General features: G+C 64.5%; 16 protein-coding genes. All 16 read left to right on the forward strand.

Annotation, left to right across the window (positions count from 1 at the left end; genetic code table 11):
• Positions 1-4: 4 nt before the first annotated feature.
• Positions 5-610, forward strand: a complete 606-nt coding sequence (locus QX094_RS24670) for an NADH-quinone oxidoreductase subunit C (protein WP_315711544.1) — start codon at positions 5-7, stop codon at positions 608-610.
• A 14-nt stretch (positions 611-624) separates the two neighbouring features.
• Positions 625-1821, forward strand: a complete 1197-nt coding sequence (locus tag QX094_RS24675) for an NADH-quinone oxidoreductase subunit D (protein WP_315711546.1) — start codon at positions 625-627, stop codon at positions 1819-1821.
• Positions 1821-2780 (forward strand): FkbM family methyltransferase, encoded by a 960-nt coding sequence (locus QX094_RS24680; protein ID WP_315711548.1) that lies wholly within the window; start codon positions 1821-1823, stop codon positions 2778-2780. The genes QX094_RS24675 and QX094_RS24680 overlap by 1 nt, the downstream gene beginning before the upstream one ends.
• Positions 2781-2794: 14 nt before the next feature.
• On the forward strand, positions 2795-3406 hold the full coding sequence (gene nuoE, locus QX094_RS24685) for an NADH-quinone oxidoreductase subunit NuoE (protein ID WP_172109602.1): 612 nt from the start codon (positions 2795-2797) through the stop codon (positions 3404-3406).
• Positions 3403-3618 (forward strand): hypothetical protein, encoded by a 216-nt coding sequence (locus QX094_RS24690; protein ID WP_315711550.1) that lies wholly within the window; start codon positions 3403-3405, stop codon positions 3616-3618. The genes nuoE and QX094_RS24690 overlap by 4 nt, the downstream gene beginning before the upstream one ends.
• 22 nt (positions 3619-3640) lie before the next feature.
• Entirely contained in the window at positions 3641-4966 is a 1326-nt protein-coding gene (gene nuoF, locus QX094_RS24695; protein WP_315711552.1) for an NADH-quinone oxidoreductase subunit NuoF, read from the forward strand.
• Between the two features lie 99 nt (positions 4967-5065).
• Positions 5066-7135, forward strand: coding sequence for an NADH-quinone oxidoreductase subunit NuoG (nuoG, locus tag QX094_RS24700; RefSeq protein ID WP_316188235.1), 2070 nt, complete (start codon positions 5066-5068; stop codon positions 7133-7135).
• Positions 7136-7145: 10 nt separating this feature from the next.
• The gene (gene nuoH / locus QX094_RS24705) at positions 7146-8216 is read left to right on the forward strand and encodes an NADH-quinone oxidoreductase subunit NuoH (RefSeq protein ID WP_315711556.1); all 1071 of its coding nucleotides are present in this window, start codon (positions 7146-7148) and stop codon (positions 8214-8216) included.
• Between the two features lie 7 nt (positions 8217-8223).
• Positions 8224-8712 carry an NADH-quinone oxidoreductase subunit NuoI gene (gene nuoI, locus QX094_RS24710; protein WP_006611003.1) on the forward strand — a complete coding sequence of 163 codons (489 nt, stop codon included), beginning with the start codon at positions 8224-8226 and terminating at the stop codon, positions 8710-8712.
• Between the two features lie 9 nt (positions 8713-8721).
• Positions 8722-9360, forward strand: a complete 639-nt coding sequence (locus QX094_RS24715; RefSeq protein ID WP_015666525.1) for an NADH-quinone oxidoreductase subunit J — start codon at positions 8722-8724, stop codon at positions 9358-9360.
• Positions 9357-9665, forward strand: a complete 309-nt coding sequence (gene nuoK / locus QX094_RS24720) for an NADH-quinone oxidoreductase subunit NuoK (RefSeq protein WP_315711558.1) — start codon at positions 9357-9359, stop codon at positions 9663-9665. Before QX094_RS24715 ends, nuoK begins: the two co-directional genes overlap by 4 nt.
• A gap of 65 nt (positions 9666-9730) precedes the next feature.
• Positions 9731-11809: an NADH-quinone oxidoreductase subunit L gene (nuoL, locus tag QX094_RS24725; RefSeq protein WP_315711559.1), complete on the forward strand. Its 2079-nt coding sequence runs from the start codon at positions 9731-9733 to the stop codon at positions 11807-11809.
• On the forward strand, positions 11806-13314 hold the full coding sequence (locus tag QX094_RS24730; protein WP_315827168.1) for an NADH-quinone oxidoreductase subunit M: 1509 nt from the start codon (positions 11806-11808) through the stop codon (positions 13312-13314). The genes nuoL and QX094_RS24730 overlap by 4 nt, the downstream gene beginning before the upstream one ends.
• Before the next feature lie 29 nt (positions 13315-13343).
• On the forward strand, positions 13344-14771 hold the full coding sequence (nuoN, locus tag QX094_RS24735) for an NADH-quinone oxidoreductase subunit NuoN (protein WP_316188236.1): 1428 nt from the start codon (positions 13344-13346) through the stop codon (positions 14769-14771).
• The gene (locus QX094_RS24740) at positions 14772-15575 is read left to right on the forward strand and encodes a biotin--[acetyl-CoA-carboxylase] ligase (protein WP_315711562.1); all 804 of its coding nucleotides are present in this window, start codon (positions 14772-14774) and stop codon (positions 15573-15575) included. It abuts the gene before it with no gap.
• The gene (locus QX094_RS24745; protein ID WP_315711563.1) at positions 15576-17246 is read left to right on the forward strand and encodes a ribonuclease J; all 1671 of its coding nucleotides are present in this window, start codon (positions 15576-15578) and stop codon (positions 17244-17246) included.
• Positions 17247-17284 lie beyond the last annotated feature (38 nt).

The following is a 17284-nucleotide window of genomic DNA, read 5'->3' on the forward strand; positions in this document are numbered from 1 at the left end:
CGTTATGGACGACGGCAGGCTCGACACCCTTGGGCAGACGATCGTAAGCGCGCTCCCGGGCGCCGCGATCGGCCATACGGTCGCTTTCAATCAGCTCACGGTGAACGTGGAGCCCGCCCGGATCGTCGAGGTCGTGACACATCTGCGCGACGATCCGGCTCTCCGCTTCGTCAACATCACCGACATCACGGCGGTCGACTATCCTGAGCGCGCCAAGCGTTTCGATGTTGTCTATCACTTCCTGTCACCGACGCTGAACGCGCGCATCCGGCTGAAGGCCGAGGCCGACGAGACGACGCAGGTGCCGTCGCTGATCGATGTCTTTCCGGGCGCCGATTGGTTCGAGCGTGAGGCCTACGACCTCTACGGCGTGATCTTCGTCGGCCACCCGGACATGCGCCGCCTGCTGACGGATTACGGATTCGACGGCCATCCGCTGCGCAAGGACTTCCCGACGACGGGGTTCGTCGAGGTGCGCTACGACGATCAGGAGAAGCGGGTCATCTACGAGCCGGTGCGGCTCAACCAGGAATTCCGCAAGTTCGATTTCCTGTCGCCCTGGGAAGGTGCGGACTATCCGCTGCCGGGCGATGAGAAGGCGACGAAGTGAGTGGGAGCGCGAGCATGAACGAGCAGAGCCCGGCACTCCGCAACTTCACGATCAATTTCGGTCCGCAGCATCCGGCGGCCCACGGCGTGCTGCGCCTGGTGCTGGAGCTGGACGGCGAGGTGGTCGAGCGCGTCGATCCGCATATCGGCCTGCTGCATCGCGGCACCGAGAAGCTGATCGAGACCAAGACCTACATGCAGGCGATGCCCTATTTCGATCGGCTTGACTACGTCGCGCCGATGAATCAGGAGCATGCCTTCTGCCTCGCCGCCGAACGCCTGCTCGGCATCGAGGTTCCGCGCCGCGGCCAGCTGATCCGCGTGCTCTACTCCGAGATCGGACGGCTGCTGTCGCATCTGCTCAACGTCACCACCCAGGCGATGGACGTCGGCGCGCTGACGCCGCCGCTGTGGGGCTTCGAGGAGCGCGAGAAGCTGATGGTGTTCTATGAGCGCGCCTCCGGCTCGCGCATGCACGCCAACTACTTCCGCATCGGTGGCGTCCACCAGGACCTGCCGCCGAAGCTGATCGACGACATCGACGCATTCTGCGATCCGTTCCTGAAGGTGGTCGACGATCTCGACCGGCTCCTCACCGGCAACCGCATCTTCAAGCAGCGTAACGTCGACATCGGCGTCGTGACCCTGAAGCAGGCCTGGGAGTGGGGCTTCTCCGGCGTGATGGTGCGCGGCTCGGGCGCGGCCTGGGACCTGCGCAAGTCGCAGCCCTACGACGTCTATGCCGAGATGGAGTTCGACGTTCCGATCGGCAAGAACGGCGACTGCTACGACCGCTATCTGATCCGCATGGAAGAGATGCGCCAGTCGGTGCGTATCATGAAGCAGTGCATCCAAAAGCTGCGAGCACCGGACGGGCAGGGCCCGGTGATGATCACCGACAACAAGATCGCTCCGCCGCGCCGTGGCGAGATGAAGCGCTCGATGGAAGCGCTGATCCACCACTTCAAACTCTACACCGAGGGCGTGCACGTGCCGGCAGGCGAGATCTATGCGGCCGTCGAGGCGCCGAAGGGTGAGTTCGGCGTCTATCTCGTCGCCGACGGCACCAACAAGCCGTACAAGTGCAAGATCCGCGCTCCGGGCTTCGCGCATCTACAGGCGATGGATTTCATCTGCCGCGGCCATCTGCTCGCCGACGTCTCGGCCATTCTCGGCTCGCTCGACATCGTGTTCGGAGAGGTGGACCGCTGATGGGCCATGCGCCGATCCAGTTCGATCGTGCTTCCGGAGCGCTCGAAGGAGCGAACCTCTGGGAGCGCACGGCTGCATTGGCGCTGTCGACCGGCTCGAAGATTTCCTCGCATTTCTCGCATCGCGGCTACAACCGCTGTGCCAATCTGCTGCGGCTGGCGCTGCCCGAACGCGACATCGCGGTGAAGCTCAACCCGGACGCCGTGTTCGAGTTTCCCTATGGCGACGGCTATTGGAGCAAGCTGCTCAACCGCGACTATCACTATGAGGACGAACTCGAGTTCCTGTTTCTCGGCACTGTCGATGTCGACTACACCTTCATCGACGGCGGGGCCAATTACGGCTACTGGTCGGTGCTGGTGTCGAGCACGCCCTACGGCGCGCACAAGGCGATCGCGATCGAGCCGTCCTCGGCGAACTTCGCCAAGCTCGCGAACAATGCGCAGATCAACGGCGGCCGCTTCGAAGTGATGAAGTGCGCCATCGGCGAACGCCGCGGCGTCGCGCATCTCACCGGTACCAAGCACGAGGCCTTCAGTATCGCCGGCGACAACGCCGGCGGCGAGCAGGTGCCGGTGATGGCGCTCGACGATCTGATCGACGACGGCAAGGTCGCCGCTTCCGGCAAGTACCTGATCAAGCTCGACGTCGAGGGCGTCGAGATCGAGGCGATCAAGGGCGGGGCGCGGCTGCTCGCGACCGACAGCATGATCCTGTGCGAGGAGCACGGCCAGGATCGCAACCATACGGTCTCGCGCTACATCCTCGATCAGACGCCGATGCAACTGATGGTCTACGACCCCGCAAGCGGCCGCCTTGAGACCGTGACAGAGCTGTCGATCCTCGACCGGATCAAGGCGTCCGCCCACGTCGGCTATAACGTGTTCGGAACTGCAAGTGCCTTCTGGCAGAATCGCGTCGCAGCGCTCAATGCAAGTGCCGCGCGCCGCATGCAATGAAAGATTGAAGAGCCATGTCCGTCCGCCGTCTTGCCCCGAAGGAAGTCCAGCCCGCGAGCTTTGCGTTCACGGACGAGAACCTTGCCTTCGCCAAAGCGCAGATCGCGAAATATCCGGAAGGCCGCCAGGCCTCGGCCGTGATCGCGATCCTGTGGCGCGCGCAGGAGCAGAACGAGGGCTGGGTGTCGGAGGCGGCCATCCGCGTCGTCGCCGACATGCTCGGCATGCCCTACATCCGCGTGCTCGAAGTCGCGACCTTCTACACGATGTTCCAGCTGCAGCCGGTCGGCAAGAAGGCGCATGTGCAGGTGTGCGGCACCACGCCGTGCCGTCTGCGCGGCGCCGAAGAACTGATCGAGGTCTGCAAGCATCGCATCCATCACGATCCCTTCCACCTGTCGAAGGACGGCGACTTCAGCTGGGAAGAGGTCGAGTGCCTGGGCGCCTGCGTGAACGCGCCGATGGTGCAGGTCTGGAAGGACACCTATGAGGACCTGACGCCGGAGAGCTTCGGCAAGGTGCTCGACGGCTTCGCGACCGGCAACCTGCCGACGCCGGGTCCGCAGAATGGCCGCCAGTTCTCGGCGCCGGCGGGCGGGCCGACCACGCTGAAGGAGAAGACATGAGCCGCAATCGCACCCGCGTTGCGGCCCTGACCGAAGAGGGCGCCGCAATGAAGAACTGGCGCTACGTGGCACTGCATACGCTCGCAGCCGCCGCTTTCATTTTCGTGCTGCAGCGGTTCGCGCTCAATGCGACGCTGGAGTCCAGTCTGCTGTGGGCCTTGGTGTTCGGCGGCTGCGCCGCCTTCATCGCCACCATGCAGTCGAACCGCTGACACCCGAGGAAGCCGTCTGATCATGCTCGACGACAAGGACCGCATCTTCACCAACCTCTATGGCCTGCATGATTGGGGCCTCGAAGGCGCACGCCGGCGCGGCAGCTGGGATGGCACCAAGGCGCTGATCGAAAAAGGTCGCGACTGGATCATCAACGAGATGAAGGCTTCCGGCCTGCGCGGCCGCGGCGGCGCCGGCTTCCCGACCGGCTTGAAATGGTCGTTCATGCCGAAGGAATCGACCGACGGTCGGCCGAGCTACCTCGTGGTCAACGCCGACGAGTCCGAGCCCGGCACCTGCAAGGATCGCGAGATCATGCGGCACGATCCGCATCATCTCGTCGAGGGCTGCCTGCTGGCCAGCTTCGCGATGAACGCGCATGCCTGCTACATCTATGTGCGCGGCGAGTTCATCCGCGAGCGCGAGCGGCTGCAGGCGGCGATCGATCAGGCCTATGAGGCCAACCTGATCGGCAAGAACAACATCCATGGCTGGCCGTTCGATCTCTATGTCGCGCATGGCGCCGGCGCCTATATCTGCGGCGAGGAGACCGCGCTGCTGGAGAGCCTCGAAGGCAAAAAGGGCCAGCCGCGGCTGAAGCCGCCTTTCCCAGCGAACGTCGGCCTCTATGGCTGCCCGACCACCGTCAACAACGTCGAGTCGATCGCGGTGGCGCCGACCATCCTGCGCCGCGGCGCCGCGTGGTTTGCCGGCATCGGCCGTCCGAACAATGTCGGCACAAAACTGTTCTGCATCTCCGGTCACGTCGAGCGGCCTTGCAACGTCGAAGAGGCGATGGGCATCCCGTTCCGCGAGCTGATCGAGAAGCATTGCGGCGGCATCCGTGGCGGCTGGGACAATCTGAAGGCGGTCATCCCCGGCGGCTCGTCCGTGCGCATGGTGCCGGCCGAGCAGATCATCGATACGCCGATGGATTTCGACAGCCTGTCGAAGCTGCGCTCCGGCCTCGGCACCGCGGCCGTGATCGTGATGGACAAGTCGACCGACCTGATCCGGGCGATCGCGCGCATTTCCTACTTCTACAAGCATGAGAGCTGCGGCCAGTGTACGCCGTGCCGCGAGGGCACCGGCTGGATGTGGCGCGTGCTGACGCGCATGGCCGAGGGCCGGGCGCACAAGCGCGAGATCGACATGCTGCTCGAAGTCACCAAGCAGATCGAGGGCCACACGATCTGCGCGCTGGGCGACGCGGCAGCTTGGCCGATCCAGGGGCTGATCACGCATTTCCGTCACGAGATCGAGGCGCGCATTGACCAGTATTCGCACAAGGCCGATGTCGACGACGTGGGCGTGCGCGATCCCGCGCACATGGTAGCGGCGGAGTAGGTGATGGCGGCCCGGTTCGCCAGCAACGTTTTCCCCGCGCTCGCGCCCTCACGGTGCGCAGCGGCGCGGTGGTCCGTGGTTTGAGAGAGATGTGAGGCAATGACCAAGATCATCATCGATGGCAAAGAGATCGATGTGCCGCCGGAGTACACGCTGTTGCAGGCGTGCGAGGCGGCGGGCGCCGAGATCCCGCGCTTCTGCTATCATGAGCGGCTGTCGATCGCCGGCAACTGCCGGATGTGCCTCGTCGAGGTGAAGGGCGGACCGAAACCGGTCGCGAGCTGCGCCTGGGGCGTGCGCGACTGCCGGCCGGGCCCGAAGGGCGAGCCGCCGGAGATCTCGACGCGGTCGCCGATGGTCAAGAAGGCGCGCGAAGGCGTGATGGAATTCCTTCTGATCAACCATCCGCTGGACTGCCCGATCTGCGACCAGGGCGGCGAGTGTGACCTGCAGGACCAGGCGATGGGCTATGGTGTGGACACCAGCCGCTTCGCCGAGAACAAGCGCGCCGTCGAGGACAAGTATCTCGGCGCATTGGTCAAGACCTCGATGAACCGCTGCATCCAGTGCACGCGTTGCGTCCGCTTCTCGGCGGAAGTCTGCGGCGTGCCGGAAATGGGCGCGATCGGCCGTGGCGAGGACATGGAGATCACGACGTATCTCGAGCAGGCGCTGAGTTCGGAGCTGCAGGGCAATCTGGTCGACATCTGCCCGGTCGGTGCGCTGACCTCGAAGCCCTACGCTTTCGCCGCACGCCCCTGGGAGCTCGGCAAGACGCAGTCGATCGACGTCATGGATGGCGTGGGCTCGGCGATCCGTGTCGACACCCGCGGCCGCGAGGTGATGCGCATCCTGCCGCGCATCAACGATGCCGTGAACGAGGAGTGGATCTCCGACAAGACCCGCCATGTCGTCGACGGCCTGCGCACGCAGCGGCTCGATCGTCCCTACGTTCGCGAGGATGGCAAGCTGCGCGCCGCCTCCTGGCCGGAGGCGTTCAAGGCGATTGCCACCAAGCTGTCGCGCATCGACGGCAAGCGCATCGGCGCGATCGCCGGCGATCTCGCCGCGGTCGAAGAGATGTTCGCGCTCAAGGATCTGCTCGCCAAGCTCGGCTCGACCAACGTCGCGGTGCAAGGCGGTGACAGCTTCGATGCCAAGCTCGGCCGTGCGTCCTATCTGTTCAATCCGACCATCGCGGGTATCGAGCAGGCCGACGCGATCCTGATCATTGGCGCCAATCCGCGCAAGGAAGCGGCCGTGCTCAACGCCCGCATCCGCAAGCGCTGGCGCTCGGGCCAGCTCAAGGTCGGCGTGGTCGGTCCCAAGGCCGACCTGACCTATGCCTATGAGCACATCGGCGCGGGCACGGACTCGCTGAGCGACGTCGCCGCCGGCAAGCACTCGTTTGCGACCACCTTCCGCAACGCCAAGAACCCGATCGTGCTGGTCGGCGCCGGCGCCGCCGCGCGCCACGATGGCGGCGCGATCCTGTCGCTGGCCGCCAAGATCGTGATGGACGTCAACGCCGTGCGCGACGACTGGAACGGCTTTGCCGTGCTGCACGACACCGCCTCGCGGGTCGGCGCCCTCGACATCGGCTTCAACGGAACCGGCCTCACGGCTGCGCAGATGACGACGTTCGGCACCATGGACGTGATGTTCCTGCTCGGCGCCGACGAGGTCGATGTGCCCGAGGGCGTTTTCGTCGTCTACATCGGTACCCATGGCGACCGCGGTGCCCATCGTGCCGATGTCATCCTGCCGGGGGCTGCCTACACCGAGAAGTCCGGGCTCTACGTCAACACCGAGGGCCGGGTGCAGATGACGGGCCGGGCGTCATTCCCGCCGGGCGAGGCACGCGAGGACTGGGCGATCATCCGGGCGCTGTCCGACGTGCTCGGCAGGAAGCTCGGCTACGACTCGCTGGCCGCGCTGCGCGTTGCGATCATCAAGGCCGTGCCGCATCTTGGCCGCGTCGACCAGATCGAGGCGGGCAAGATCGCCGACATCAAGACCCTGGCTGGCAAGGGCGGCAACCTCGAGAAGGCACCGTTCAAGCCGCTGATCGACGACTTCTATCTCACCAATCCGATCGCGCGCGCATCGGCGGTCATGGCGGAATGTTCCCGTCTGGCTTCCGGGCAGATGCTGACGGCAGCGGAGTGAGCGTGACCTGATGGCTGATTTCTTCGCAAGCTCGTTCTGGACCGGCTTCCTCTGGCCGCTGATCATCATGGTCGCGCAGAGCGTCCTGCTGCTCGTCGTCCTGCTGGTCGCGATCGCCTACATCCTGCTGGCCGACCGGAAGATCTGGGCGGCGGTGCAGATCCGCCGGGGTCCCAACGTGGTCGGGCCCTGGGGCCTGTTCCAGTCGTTCGCAGACCTGCTGAAGTTCGTGCTCAAGGAGCCGATCATTCCGGCCGGCGCCAACAAGGGCGTGTTCCTGCTGGCACCGCTGGTCTCCTGCGTGCTGGCGCTGGCGGCCTGGGCGGTGATTCCGACCAATCTCGGCTGGGCGATCGCCGACATCAATGTCGGCATTCTCTTCATCTTCGCGATCTCGTCACTGTCGATCTACGGCATCATCATGGCCGGCTGGTCGTCGAACTCGAAGTATCCGTTCCTGGCGGCGCTGCGCTCGGCGGCGCAGATGGTGTCCTACGAGGTCTCGATCGGCTTCGTCATCATCACCGTGCTGCTCTGCGCCGGCACCTTGAACCTGTCGGCGGTGGTCGAGGCGCAGCATGCCCGCGGGCTTGCGAGCCTGATCGGCCTGCCGCAGCTGACGATCCTGAACTGGTACGTCTGGCCGCTGTTCCCGATGTTCGTGGTGTTCTACGTCTCGGCGCTGGCCGAGACCAACCGTCCGCCCTTCGATCTCGTCGAGGCGGAATCGGAGCTCGTTGCCGGCTTCATGGTGGAATACGGCTCGACGCCGTATCTCCTGTTCATGCTCGGCGAGTATGTCGCGATCACCACGATGTGCGCGCTGGCGACGATCCTGTTTCTGGGCGGCTGGCTGCCGCCGATCGACCTGCCGCCGTTCAACTGGGTGCCGGGCGTCATCTGGTTCTCGCTCAAGCTGTTCTTCATGTTCTTCCTGATCGCGATGGCGAAAGCGATCGTGCCGCGCTACCGCTACGACCAGTTGATGCGACTGGGCTGGAAAGTGTTCCTGCCGCTGTCGCTGGCCATGGTGGTCATCGTCGCAGGCGTGCTGCACTTCGCCGGCATCGCGCCGAAATGAGGCTGTCATGAACATTTCCGCCACCGCACGGTCGCTGCTGCTGCAGGAGTTCGTCTCCGCATTCTTCCTCGCGATGCGCTACTTCTTCCAGCCGAAGCCGACCCTGAACTATCCGTTCGAGAAGGGCCCGATCTCGCCGCGCTTCCGCGGCGAGCACGCGTTGCGGCGCTATCCCAATGGCGAAGAGCGCTGCATCGCCTGCAAGCTGTGCGAGGCGGTCTGTCCCGCGCAGGCGATCACGATCGAGGCCGGTCCGCGCCGCAACGACGGCACCCGTCGCACGGTGCGCTACGACATCGACATGGTGAAGTGCATCTATTGCGGCCTGTGCCAGGAAGCCTGTCCGGTCGACGCCATCGTCGAAGGACCGAACTTCGAGTTCGCGACCGAGACCCGCGAGGAGCTGTATTATGACAAGGCCAAGCTGCTCGCGAATGGCGACCGCTGGGAGCGCGAGATCTCCAAAGCCATCGCGCTCGACGCGCCGTACCGCTGAGGCCGTCCGATGATCCTTCCTGCGCTCTTCTTCTATCTCTTCGCGGCGGTCTGCGTGGCCTCGGCCGTGATGGTGATCGTCTCGAAGAACCCCGTTCACTCGGTGCTCTATCTGATCCTCGCCTTCGTCAACGCCTCCGGCCTGTTCGTGCTGATGGGCGCCGAATTCCTGGCGATGATCCTCGTGGTCGTCTACGTCGGTGCGGTCGCGGTGCTGTTTCTGTTCGTGATCATGATGCTCGATGTCGACTTCACGGAGCTGCGCGAGGGCTTCCTGCAGTACATGCCGATCGGACTGGTCATCGGCGGCATCTTCCTGTTCGAGCTGCTGCTGACGGTGTCCTACTGGGTCATCAACCCGACGACGCCGAAGGCGATCACCGCGGCGATCCCGACCAACGTCACCAATACCGAGGCGCTCGGCCTCGTGCTCTATACGAAGTACATCCATTACTTCCAGCTCTCCGGCATGATCCTGCTGGTGGCGATGATCGGCGCGATCGTGCTGACGCTGCGCCACAAGGCGAGCGTCAAGCGCCAGGACATCAACGTCCAGAACGCGCGCACGCCGGAGATGGCGATGGCGGTCCGCAAGGTCGCGGTCGGGCAGGGGCTGCAGGACACGGACGCGGCGGAGTGGGTGAAATGACCATCGGATTGGGGCACTATCTCGCCGTCGCGGCCATGCTGTTCACGCTCGGCATCCTCGGCATCTTCCTGAACCGCAAGAACATCATCGTCATCTTGATGTCGGTCGAGCTGATCCTGCTCGCGGTGAACATCAATCTGGTGGCGTTCTCGACATTCCTGGGCGACATCGTCGGGCAGGTGTTCGCGCTGCTGGTTTTGACAGTTGCGGCGGCGGAAGCCGCGATCGGCCTTGCCGTGCTGGTGGTCTACTTCCGCAACCGCGGCTCGATTGCGGTCGAAGACGTCAATATGATGAAGGGCTAAGGGCGCATGATCCGCACAGATGGGGGCCGGCTCGCCGGCAAGGTCATGCGTAAGGGAACGGGCGAATGATCCAGGCCATTGTCTTTCTGCCGCTGCTGGGCGCGATCCTGGCCGGCCTGATCGCGCTGCTCGGCGCGCATGCGCGCCATCCGAGCGGTGATACGGTCGAGCATCATCACGACGACGGTCATCACCACGGCGCCGCCGACGCTCACGCTCACGCGCATGACGATCACGGCCACGGACACGACGACCATCATGTCGCCGAGCCGCCGGCCTCCGGCACTTGGGCGGCGCAGGTGATCACGACGGCGCTGCTGTTCGTGTCGGCCGGCCTGTCCTGGGCGATGCTGATCAGCGTCGGCTTCATGCACCACGAGGCGGGCGTGAAGGAGCTGTTGCCCTGGATCAATTCCGGCGAGCTGCAGGTGTCCTGGGCGCTGCGCGTCGACACGCTCACGGCGGTGATGCTGGTCGTTGTGACCAGCGTGTCCTCGCTCGTCCACCTCTATTCGATCGGCTATATGGACGAGGATCCGAACCGTCCGCGCTTCTTCGCTTATCTGTCGCTGTTCACCTTCGCGATGCTGATGCTGGTGACCGCGAACAACCTCGTGCAACTGTTCTTCGGCTGGGAGGGCGTCGGTCTGGCGAGCTACCTGCTGATCGGCTTCTGGTTCCAGAAGCCGTCGGCCAACGCTGCCGCCATCAAGGCCTTCGTCGTCAACCGCGTCGGCGATTTCGGCTTCGCGCTCGGCATCTTCGCCGTGTTCCTGCTGGCGAAGTCGACCGACTTCGAGACCATCTTCGCCGCCGCGCCGAGCTTTGCCGGCAAGACGATCAACTTCCTCGGCTGGCATGCCGACGCGCTGACCCTGACCTGCCTGCTGCTGTTCATGGGCGCCATGGGCAAGTCGGCGCAGTTCCTGCTGCACACCTGGCTGCCGGACGCGATGGAAGGTCCGACCCCGGTCTCGGCGCTGATCCATGCCGCGACCATGGTCACTGCCGGCGTCTTCATGGTCGCGCGCCTGTCGCCGCTGTTCGAGCTCGCCCCGAACGCCCAGGCCGTCGTGATGTTCTTCGGCGCGACCACGGCGTTCTTCGCAGCGACCGTCGGCCTCGTGCAGAACGACATCAAGCGCATCGTCGCCTACTCGACCTGCTCGCAGCTCGGCTACATGTTCGTGGCGATGGGAGCAGGGGCCTACTCGGTCGGCATGTTCCATCTGTTCACGCATGCCTTCTTCAAGGCGCTGCTGTTCTTGGGCTCTGGCTCGGTGATCTACGCGATGCATCACGAGCAGGACATCCGCAACATGGGCGGCCTGTGGCGCAAGATCCCATACACCTTCGCGGTGATGACGGTCGGCACCCTGGCGCTCACCGGCTTCCCCGGCTTCGCAGGCTTCTTCTCCAAGGATGCGATCATCGAGGCGGCGTACGCAGCGCACAATCCGTTCGCGACCTACGCGTATTTCCTCACCATTGTCGCCGCCGGCCTGACCTCGTTCTATTCCTGGCGCCTGGTGTTCAAGACCTTCTTCGGCACGCCGCACGATCAGCACCATTATGATGCCGCACATGAGAGCCCGATCTGGATGCTGATCCCGATCGGCGTGCTCGCGGCAGGCTCGATCCTGGCCGGCCTCCCGTTCAAGGGCGTGTTCACCGATCCCCATGGCGTCGAGCACTTCTTCGGCGAGTCGCTGAAGATGAACCCGCACATTCTCGAAGACATGGAGCACATGCCGGCCTGGCTCGCTCAGCTTCCCTTCGTCATGATGGTGCTGGGATTTGTGGTCTCCTACATCTTCTACGTCAGACGTCCGGACATCCCGGAGGAGCTCGCCGCGCAGCAGCCGCTGCTCTACAAGTTCCTGCTCAACAAGTGGTACTTCGACGAGCTGTATGACGTGATCTTCGTCCGTCCGGCGAAGTGGCTTGGCCGCTTCCTCTGGAAGAAAGGCGACGGCTTCGTCATCGACGGCTTCGGTCCGGACGGTGTCTCGGCGCGGGTGCTCGACATCACGCGCAACGTCGTCAAGATCCAGACCGGGTACCTCTATCATTACGCCTTTGCCATGCTGATCGGCGTCGCCGGCCTGATCACCTGGTTCATGTTCATGGGGGGCCAGCAATGACCACCTGGCCAATTCTCTCCGTCGTCACCTTCCTGCCGATCGTCGGTGCGCTGCTGATCTATCTGGTCCGCGGCGACGACGAGGCGGCTAGGCGCAATGCGCGCTGGATCGCGCTGTGGACCACGCTGATCACGTTCGCGGTGTCGGTGATCCTGGTACTGCGCTTCGATCCCGCCCAGACCGACTTCCAATTCGTCGAGAAGTCGAACTGGCTGGCGGCCGGCATCAGCTACCACATGGGCGTCGACGGCATTTCGCTGCCGTTCGTGATCCTGACCACCGCTTTGATGCCGTTCTGCATCGTCGCGAGCTGGAAGTCGGTGACCAACCGGCTGCGCGAATACATGATGGCGTTCCTGATCCTGGAAACGCTGATGGTCGGCACGTTCTCGGCGCTCGACCTCGTGCTGTTCTATTTGTTCTTCGAGGGCGGCCTGATTCCGATGTTCCTGATCATCGGGGTCTGGGGCGGTCCGCGCCGGGTCTACGCCTCGTTCAAGTTCTTCCTCTACACGCTGCTCGGCTCGGTGCTGATGCTGCTCGCTATCATGGCGCTGTACTGGAACGCCGGCACGACCGACATTCCGACCTTGATGCATACGGCGGTGCCGCGGTCCTTGCAGACCTGGGCGTGGCTGGCGTTCTTCGCCTCCTTTGCGGTGAAGATGCCGATGTGGCCGGTGCACACCTGGCTGCCGGACGCGCACGTCGAGGCGCCGACCGCGGGCTCGGTGATCCTGGCCGCGATCCTCTTGAAGATGGGTGGCTACGGCTTCCTGCGCTTCTCGCTGCCGATGTTCCCGCTGGCCTCGCACGACTTCGCGCCGCTGGTGTTCACGCTCTCGGCGATCGCGATCATCTACACCTCGCTGGTCGCGCTGATGCAGGAGGACATCAAGAAGCTGATCGCCTACTCATCGGTGGCGCATATGGGCTTCGTCACCATGGGCATCTTCGCGGGCACCATGCAGGGTGTCGCCGGAGGCGTGTTCCAGATGATTTCGCACGGTATCGTCTCGGGCGCGCTGTTCCTTTGCGTCGGCGTGGTCTATGACCGCATGCATACCCGCGAGATCGCGGCCTACGGCGGCCTCGTGAACCGGATGCCGGTCTACGCGCTGGTGTTCATGGTGTTCACGATGGCCAATGTCGGCCTGCCCGGCACGTCCGGCTTCGTCGGCGAGTTCATGACTCTGCTCGGCACTTTCAAGGTGTCGATCCCGACCGCGTTCTTCGCGACATCAGGCGTCATCCTCTCGGCGGCCTACGCGTTGTGGCTTTACCGCAAGGTGGTGTTCGGTGCGCTGACCAAGCCGTCGCTCGCCAGCATCAAGGATCTCACCCTGCGTGAGGGCGTGATCCTGTTTCCGCTGGTGGCGCTGACCATCCTGTTCGGCGTTTATCCGAAGCCGATCCTCGACATGTCGGCGGCGTCGGTGCAGCAGCTCGTCAACAACTACAATACCGCCGTGACGGCCGTGAAGGCCGCCGCGCTGCTCCAATGATGAGACCTTGAGGGGTCGGGACACAGACGATGATCGAGAATCTTGGGCCTCAGCTTTGGGTGGTGCTGCCGGAGCTGTTGTTGGCCGTGGGGGCCATGGCGCTGTTGATGCTGGGCGCGTTTCGCGGGCAGGAGACGACGGGGCTCGTCACGTGGTTGGCGGTCGCTCTGCTGATCGTGGTCGGCATCCTCGTGCTCAGGCAGCCGGGCGGCCAGGCCTTCGGCGGCAGCTTCATCGCTGACAGCTATGCGCGCTTCCTGAAGATCCTGACGCTGATCGGTTCGATCGCGACCCTGATCATGTCGGCGGAGTTCCTGTCGAAGCCCGATCGTCGCATCTTCGAATATGCCATCCTCGTGCTGCTCTCGACCTTGGGCATGCTGGTGCTGATCTCGGCCGGCGACCTGATCACGCTCTACCTCGGTCTCGAGCTGATGTCGCTCGCGCTCTACGTCGTCGCGGCCAGCCATCGTGACAACGTCAAGTCGACCGAAGCCGGCCTGAAGTATTTCGTGCTCGGCGCGCTGTCCTCCGGCATGCTGCTCTACGGCGCCTCGCTGATCTACGGCTTCACCGGCACGGTGAGTTTTGCCGGAATCGCGGCGGCGACGAAGACCGGCAGCGTCGGCATCATCTTCGGCCTCGTCTTCCTGTTCGCCGGCATGTGCTTCAAGGTCTCGGCGGTGCCGTTCCACATGTGGACGCCGGACGTCTATGAAGGCGCGCCGACGCCGGTGACGGCGTTCTTCGCCTCCGCGCCCAAGGTCGCGGCGATCGCCGTGTTCGCGCGCGTCGCGCTGACGGCGTTTCCCGGCATCACCTTCCAGTGGCAGCAGATCATCGTGTTCGTCTCGATCGCCTCGATGGCGCTCGGCTCGTTCGCCGCGATCGGCCAGACCAACATCAAGCGCCTGATGGCCTATTCGTCGATCGGCCACATGGGCTTTGCGCTGGTCGGTCTCGCCGCCGGTACGGTCGAGGGCGCGCAGGGCGTGCTGACCTACATCGCGATCTATGTCGCGATGACGCTCGGCTCGTTCGCCGTGATCATGGCGATCAAGCGCAACGGCCAGTCGTTCGAGAAGATCAGCGACTTCTCGGGGCTGTCGCGCACCAATCCGCTGCTTGCCTTCTTCTTCGCGATGCTGCTGTTCTCGCTGGCCGGCGTGCCGCCGCTCGCCGGCTTCTTCGCCAAATGGTACGTCTTCGTCGCCGCCATCAAGGCCGGACTGTTCACGCTGTCGGTGATCGGCGTGCTCACCAGCGTGGTCGGCGCCTACTATTATCTCCTGATCGTCAAGACGATGTATTTCGACGAGCCGCTGCCGACGCTCGATCCGGTCCGTATCGAGCTGGGCACGGTGCTCGCGATCTCCGGCGTCTTCAACATCCTGTTCTTCGCCTATCCCGGCCCGCTGGTCAGCGCGGCCGCGGCCGCGGCGAAGTCGCTGTTCTAGATGACGTTTGCGCTAGGGTCCCAGGCTGACAAGGCTGGCTACCGACTCGTCACGTTCGACCAGACCGGCTCAACCAATGTCGAGGCGCTGAAGTCGGCCCGAGAGGGCGGCAAGGCGCCGTGCTGGTTTGTCACGTCTGAGCAGACGGCCGGGCGCGGCCGGCGCCAGCGCCCGTGGATCGCCCCGCGCGGCAATCTGGCCTCGAGCGTGCTGGAAGTGCTGAACGTGGCTCCTGCGATCGCAGCCACACTCGGCTTCGCCGCGGGCCTCTCCATCGAGAGCGCGTTGCGCCAGGTGAGCATCGAGGCCGCGCTGCGGTCCGGAGCACGCGCGTCATTCGCGCTGAAATGGCCCAACGACGTGCTGGCTGACGGCCGCAAGATCGTCGGCATGCTGCTCGAGGCGGAGCAGGTGGCTCAAGGGCTTGCGGTGGTTGCCGGTATTGGAACCAACGTGGTCGCGGCGCCGCTGGATACCCCGACACCGGCGGTGTCGTTGGCGGACCTCGGCATCCAGGTGACCGCCGAGGACCTGTTCTCGGCGCTGTCGGATGCCTGGGTCGAGTATTTCGGCATCTGGAACGAGGGACGGGGCTTCGGTGACATCCGGAAACTCTGGCTCGAGCGCGCCGCAGGCCTCGGCCAGCCGGTCGCCATCAGGTCCGGACATGCTATCATCGAGGGGATTTTCGACACGATCGACGAACAGGGTTGTATGCTGGTGCGGACCGCGGAGGGACGATTGGAGCCGATCACGGCCGGTGATGTTCATTTCGGCTCGGTCGCATCCAAAGGAGCGGTCTAGATGGCACGTCCCGACGAACTGACATTTGCGCCGCTCGGAGGTGTCGGCGAGATCGGCATGAACCTGTCGATCTACGGGCTCGGCAATCGCCACCAGCGCTCGTGGCTCGCGATCGATCTTGGCGTCTCCTTCGGCGACGAGGAGCATCTGCCGGGCATCGACCTGATCATGCCCGACGTCGCTTTCCTGGAGAAAGAGCGCAACAATCTCGTCGGCCTCGTGCTGACCCACGCGCATGAGGATCATTTCGGCGCGATCATAGACCTGTGGCCGCGGCTGAAATGCCCGATCTACGCGACCAAGTTCAGCGCCGCACTGTTCGAGGCCAAGTGCGAGGCCGAGCGCCTCCCAGCCAAGATCCCGGTCAAGGTGATCCCCTCCGGCGGCCGCGTCGACATCGGTCCGTTCAACGTCGAGTTCATTCCGGTCGCGCATTCGATCCCTGAATCGCACGCGCTGGCGATCCACACCGAGGTCGGCACTGTCCTGCATACCGGCGACTGGAAGATCGATCCGACGCCGGTGCTGGGCGCGCCGACCGACGAGAAGCGGCTGCGCGAGCTCGGTGATGCCGGATTGCTCGCACTGATCGGCGATTCCACCAATGCCGTGCGCGAGGGACGCTCGCCGTCCGAGGCCGAGGTTGCCAAGACGATCGCGGCTTTGGTGAAGGAAGCAAAGGGCCGCGTGGCCGTGACCACCTTCGCCTCCAACGTCGCGCGTATCCGCGCCGTTGCCGAAGCGGCGCGCGAGGCCGAGCGCGAGGTCGTCATCGTCGGCCGTGCCATGGAACGCGTGGTCCAGGTCGCGCGTGAGACCGGTTATCTCGACGGCGTGCAGAACTTCCGCGGCATGGATCTCTACGGCCATTTCCCGGCCGACAAGGTGCTCGCGCTCTGCACCGGCAGCCAGGGCGAGCCGCGCGCCGCGCTCTCGCGCATCGCCAATGACGATCATCCGCTGGTCACCTTGAACAAGGGCGACACCGTCATCTTCTCGTCGCGCACCATCCCCGGCAACGAGAAGGCGGTCGGCGCCGTCATCAACGGGCTGGTGCAGCAGGGCATCGAGATCATCACCGACCGCAACCATCTCGTCCATGTCTCCGGCCATCCGCGCCGCGACGAGCTGCGCGACATGATCGCGTGGACGCGGCCGCAGCTCCTGATCCCCGTGCATGGCGAGGCGCTGCATCTGCACGAGCACGCGAGGCTGGCGCGCGCCTGCGGCGTGCCCAAGGTCATCACCTGCCGCAATGGCGACCTCGTCAAGCTCGGCCCCGGTGATCCCGGGATCATCGACCAACTGCCGGCGGGGCGGCTCTACAAGGACGGCAGCATCGTCGAGGATTCGAAGTCGCGCGCCGTGGTCGAGCGTCGCAAGATGGCCTTTGCCGGCTGCATCTTCGTGGCGCTCGCCATCACCGAGAAGGGCGAGCTGGCCGACGATCCCGAGGTCGACATGGTCGGCATCCCCGAGAAGAATGCGGCGGGCGAGGAGATGGACGACATCGTCTTCGATGCTGTCGTTTCCACCTTCGAAGGTCTGCCGCGGGCGCGTCGGCGCGATTCTGACGCAGCGGCAGAATCCGTCCGGCGGGCGGTGCGTTCGGCGGTCAATGAGCAGTGGGGCAAGAAGCCGATCTGTCTCGTCCATGTGTTGGAAGTCTGACGCGGGCCTGCTGAACGGCCGTTCAAAAAGAAAAAGTG

The organism is Bradyrhizobium sp. SZCCHNS1050, from assembly GCF_032484785.1.
In the GTDB taxonomy this organism is placed as follows: domain Bacteria; phylum Pseudomonadota; class Alphaproteobacteria; order Rhizobiales; family Xanthobacteraceae; genus Bradyrhizobium.

Bases quoted from the DNA above. Each gene is read 5' to 3' on its own strand.
- QX094_RS24670 (WP_315711544.1), top strand. From the start codon at position 5: ATGGACGACGGCAGGCTCGACACCCTTGGGCAGACGATCGTAAGCGCG.
- QX094_RS24675 (WP_315711546.1), top strand. From the start codon at position 625: ATGAACGAGCAGAGCCCGGCACTCCGCAACTTCACGATCAATTTCGGT.
- QX094_RS24680 (WP_315711548.1), top strand. From the start codon at position 1,821: ATGGGCCATGCGCCGATCCAGTTCGATCGTGCTTCCGGAGCGCTCGAA.
- nuoE (WP_172109602.1), top strand. From the start codon at position 2,795: ATGTCCGTCCGCCGTCTTGCCCCGAAGGAAGTCCAGCCCGCGAGCTTT.
- QX094_RS24690 (WP_315711550.1), top strand. From the start codon at position 3,403: ATGAGCCGCAATCGCACCCGCGTTGCGGCCCTGACCGAAGAGGGCGCC.
- nuoF (WP_315711552.1), top strand. From the start codon at position 3,641: ATGCTCGACGACAAGGACCGCATCTTCACCAACCTCTATGGCCTGCAT.
- nuoG (WP_316188235.1), top strand. From the start codon at position 5,066: ATGACCAAGATCATCATCGATGGCAAAGAGATCGATGTGCCGCCGGAG.
- nuoH (WP_315711556.1), top strand. From the start codon at position 7,146: ATGGCTGATTTCTTCGCAAGCTCGTTCTGGACCGGCTTCCTCTGGCCG.
- nuoI (WP_006611003.1), top strand. From the start codon at position 8,224: ATGAACATTTCCGCCACCGCACGGTCGCTGCTGCTGCAGGAGTTCGTC.
- QX094_RS24715 (WP_015666525.1), top strand. From the start codon at position 8,722: ATGATCCTTCCTGCGCTCTTCTTCTATCTCTTCGCGGCGGTCTGCGTG.
- nuoK (WP_315711558.1), top strand. From the start codon at position 9,357: ATGACCATCGGATTGGGGCACTATCTCGCCGTCGCGGCCATGCTGTTC.
- nuoL (WP_315711559.1), top strand. From the start codon at position 9,731: ATGATCCAGGCCATTGTCTTTCTGCCGCTGCTGGGCGCGATCCTGGCC.
- QX094_RS24730 (WP_315827168.1), top strand. From the start codon at position 11,806: ATGACCACCTGGCCAATTCTCTCCGTCGTCACCTTCCTGCCGATCGTC.
- nuoN (WP_316188236.1), top strand. From the start codon at position 13,344: ATGATCGAGAATCTTGGGCCTCAGCTTTGGGTGGTGCTGCCGGAGCTG.
- QX094_RS24740 (WP_315711562.1), top strand. From the start codon at position 14,772: ATGACGTTTGCGCTAGGGTCCCAGGCTGACAAGGCTGGCTACCGACTC.
- QX094_RS24745 (WP_315711563.1), top strand. From the start codon at position 15,576: ATGGCACGTCCCGACGAACTGACATTTGCGCCGCTCGGAGGTGTCGGC.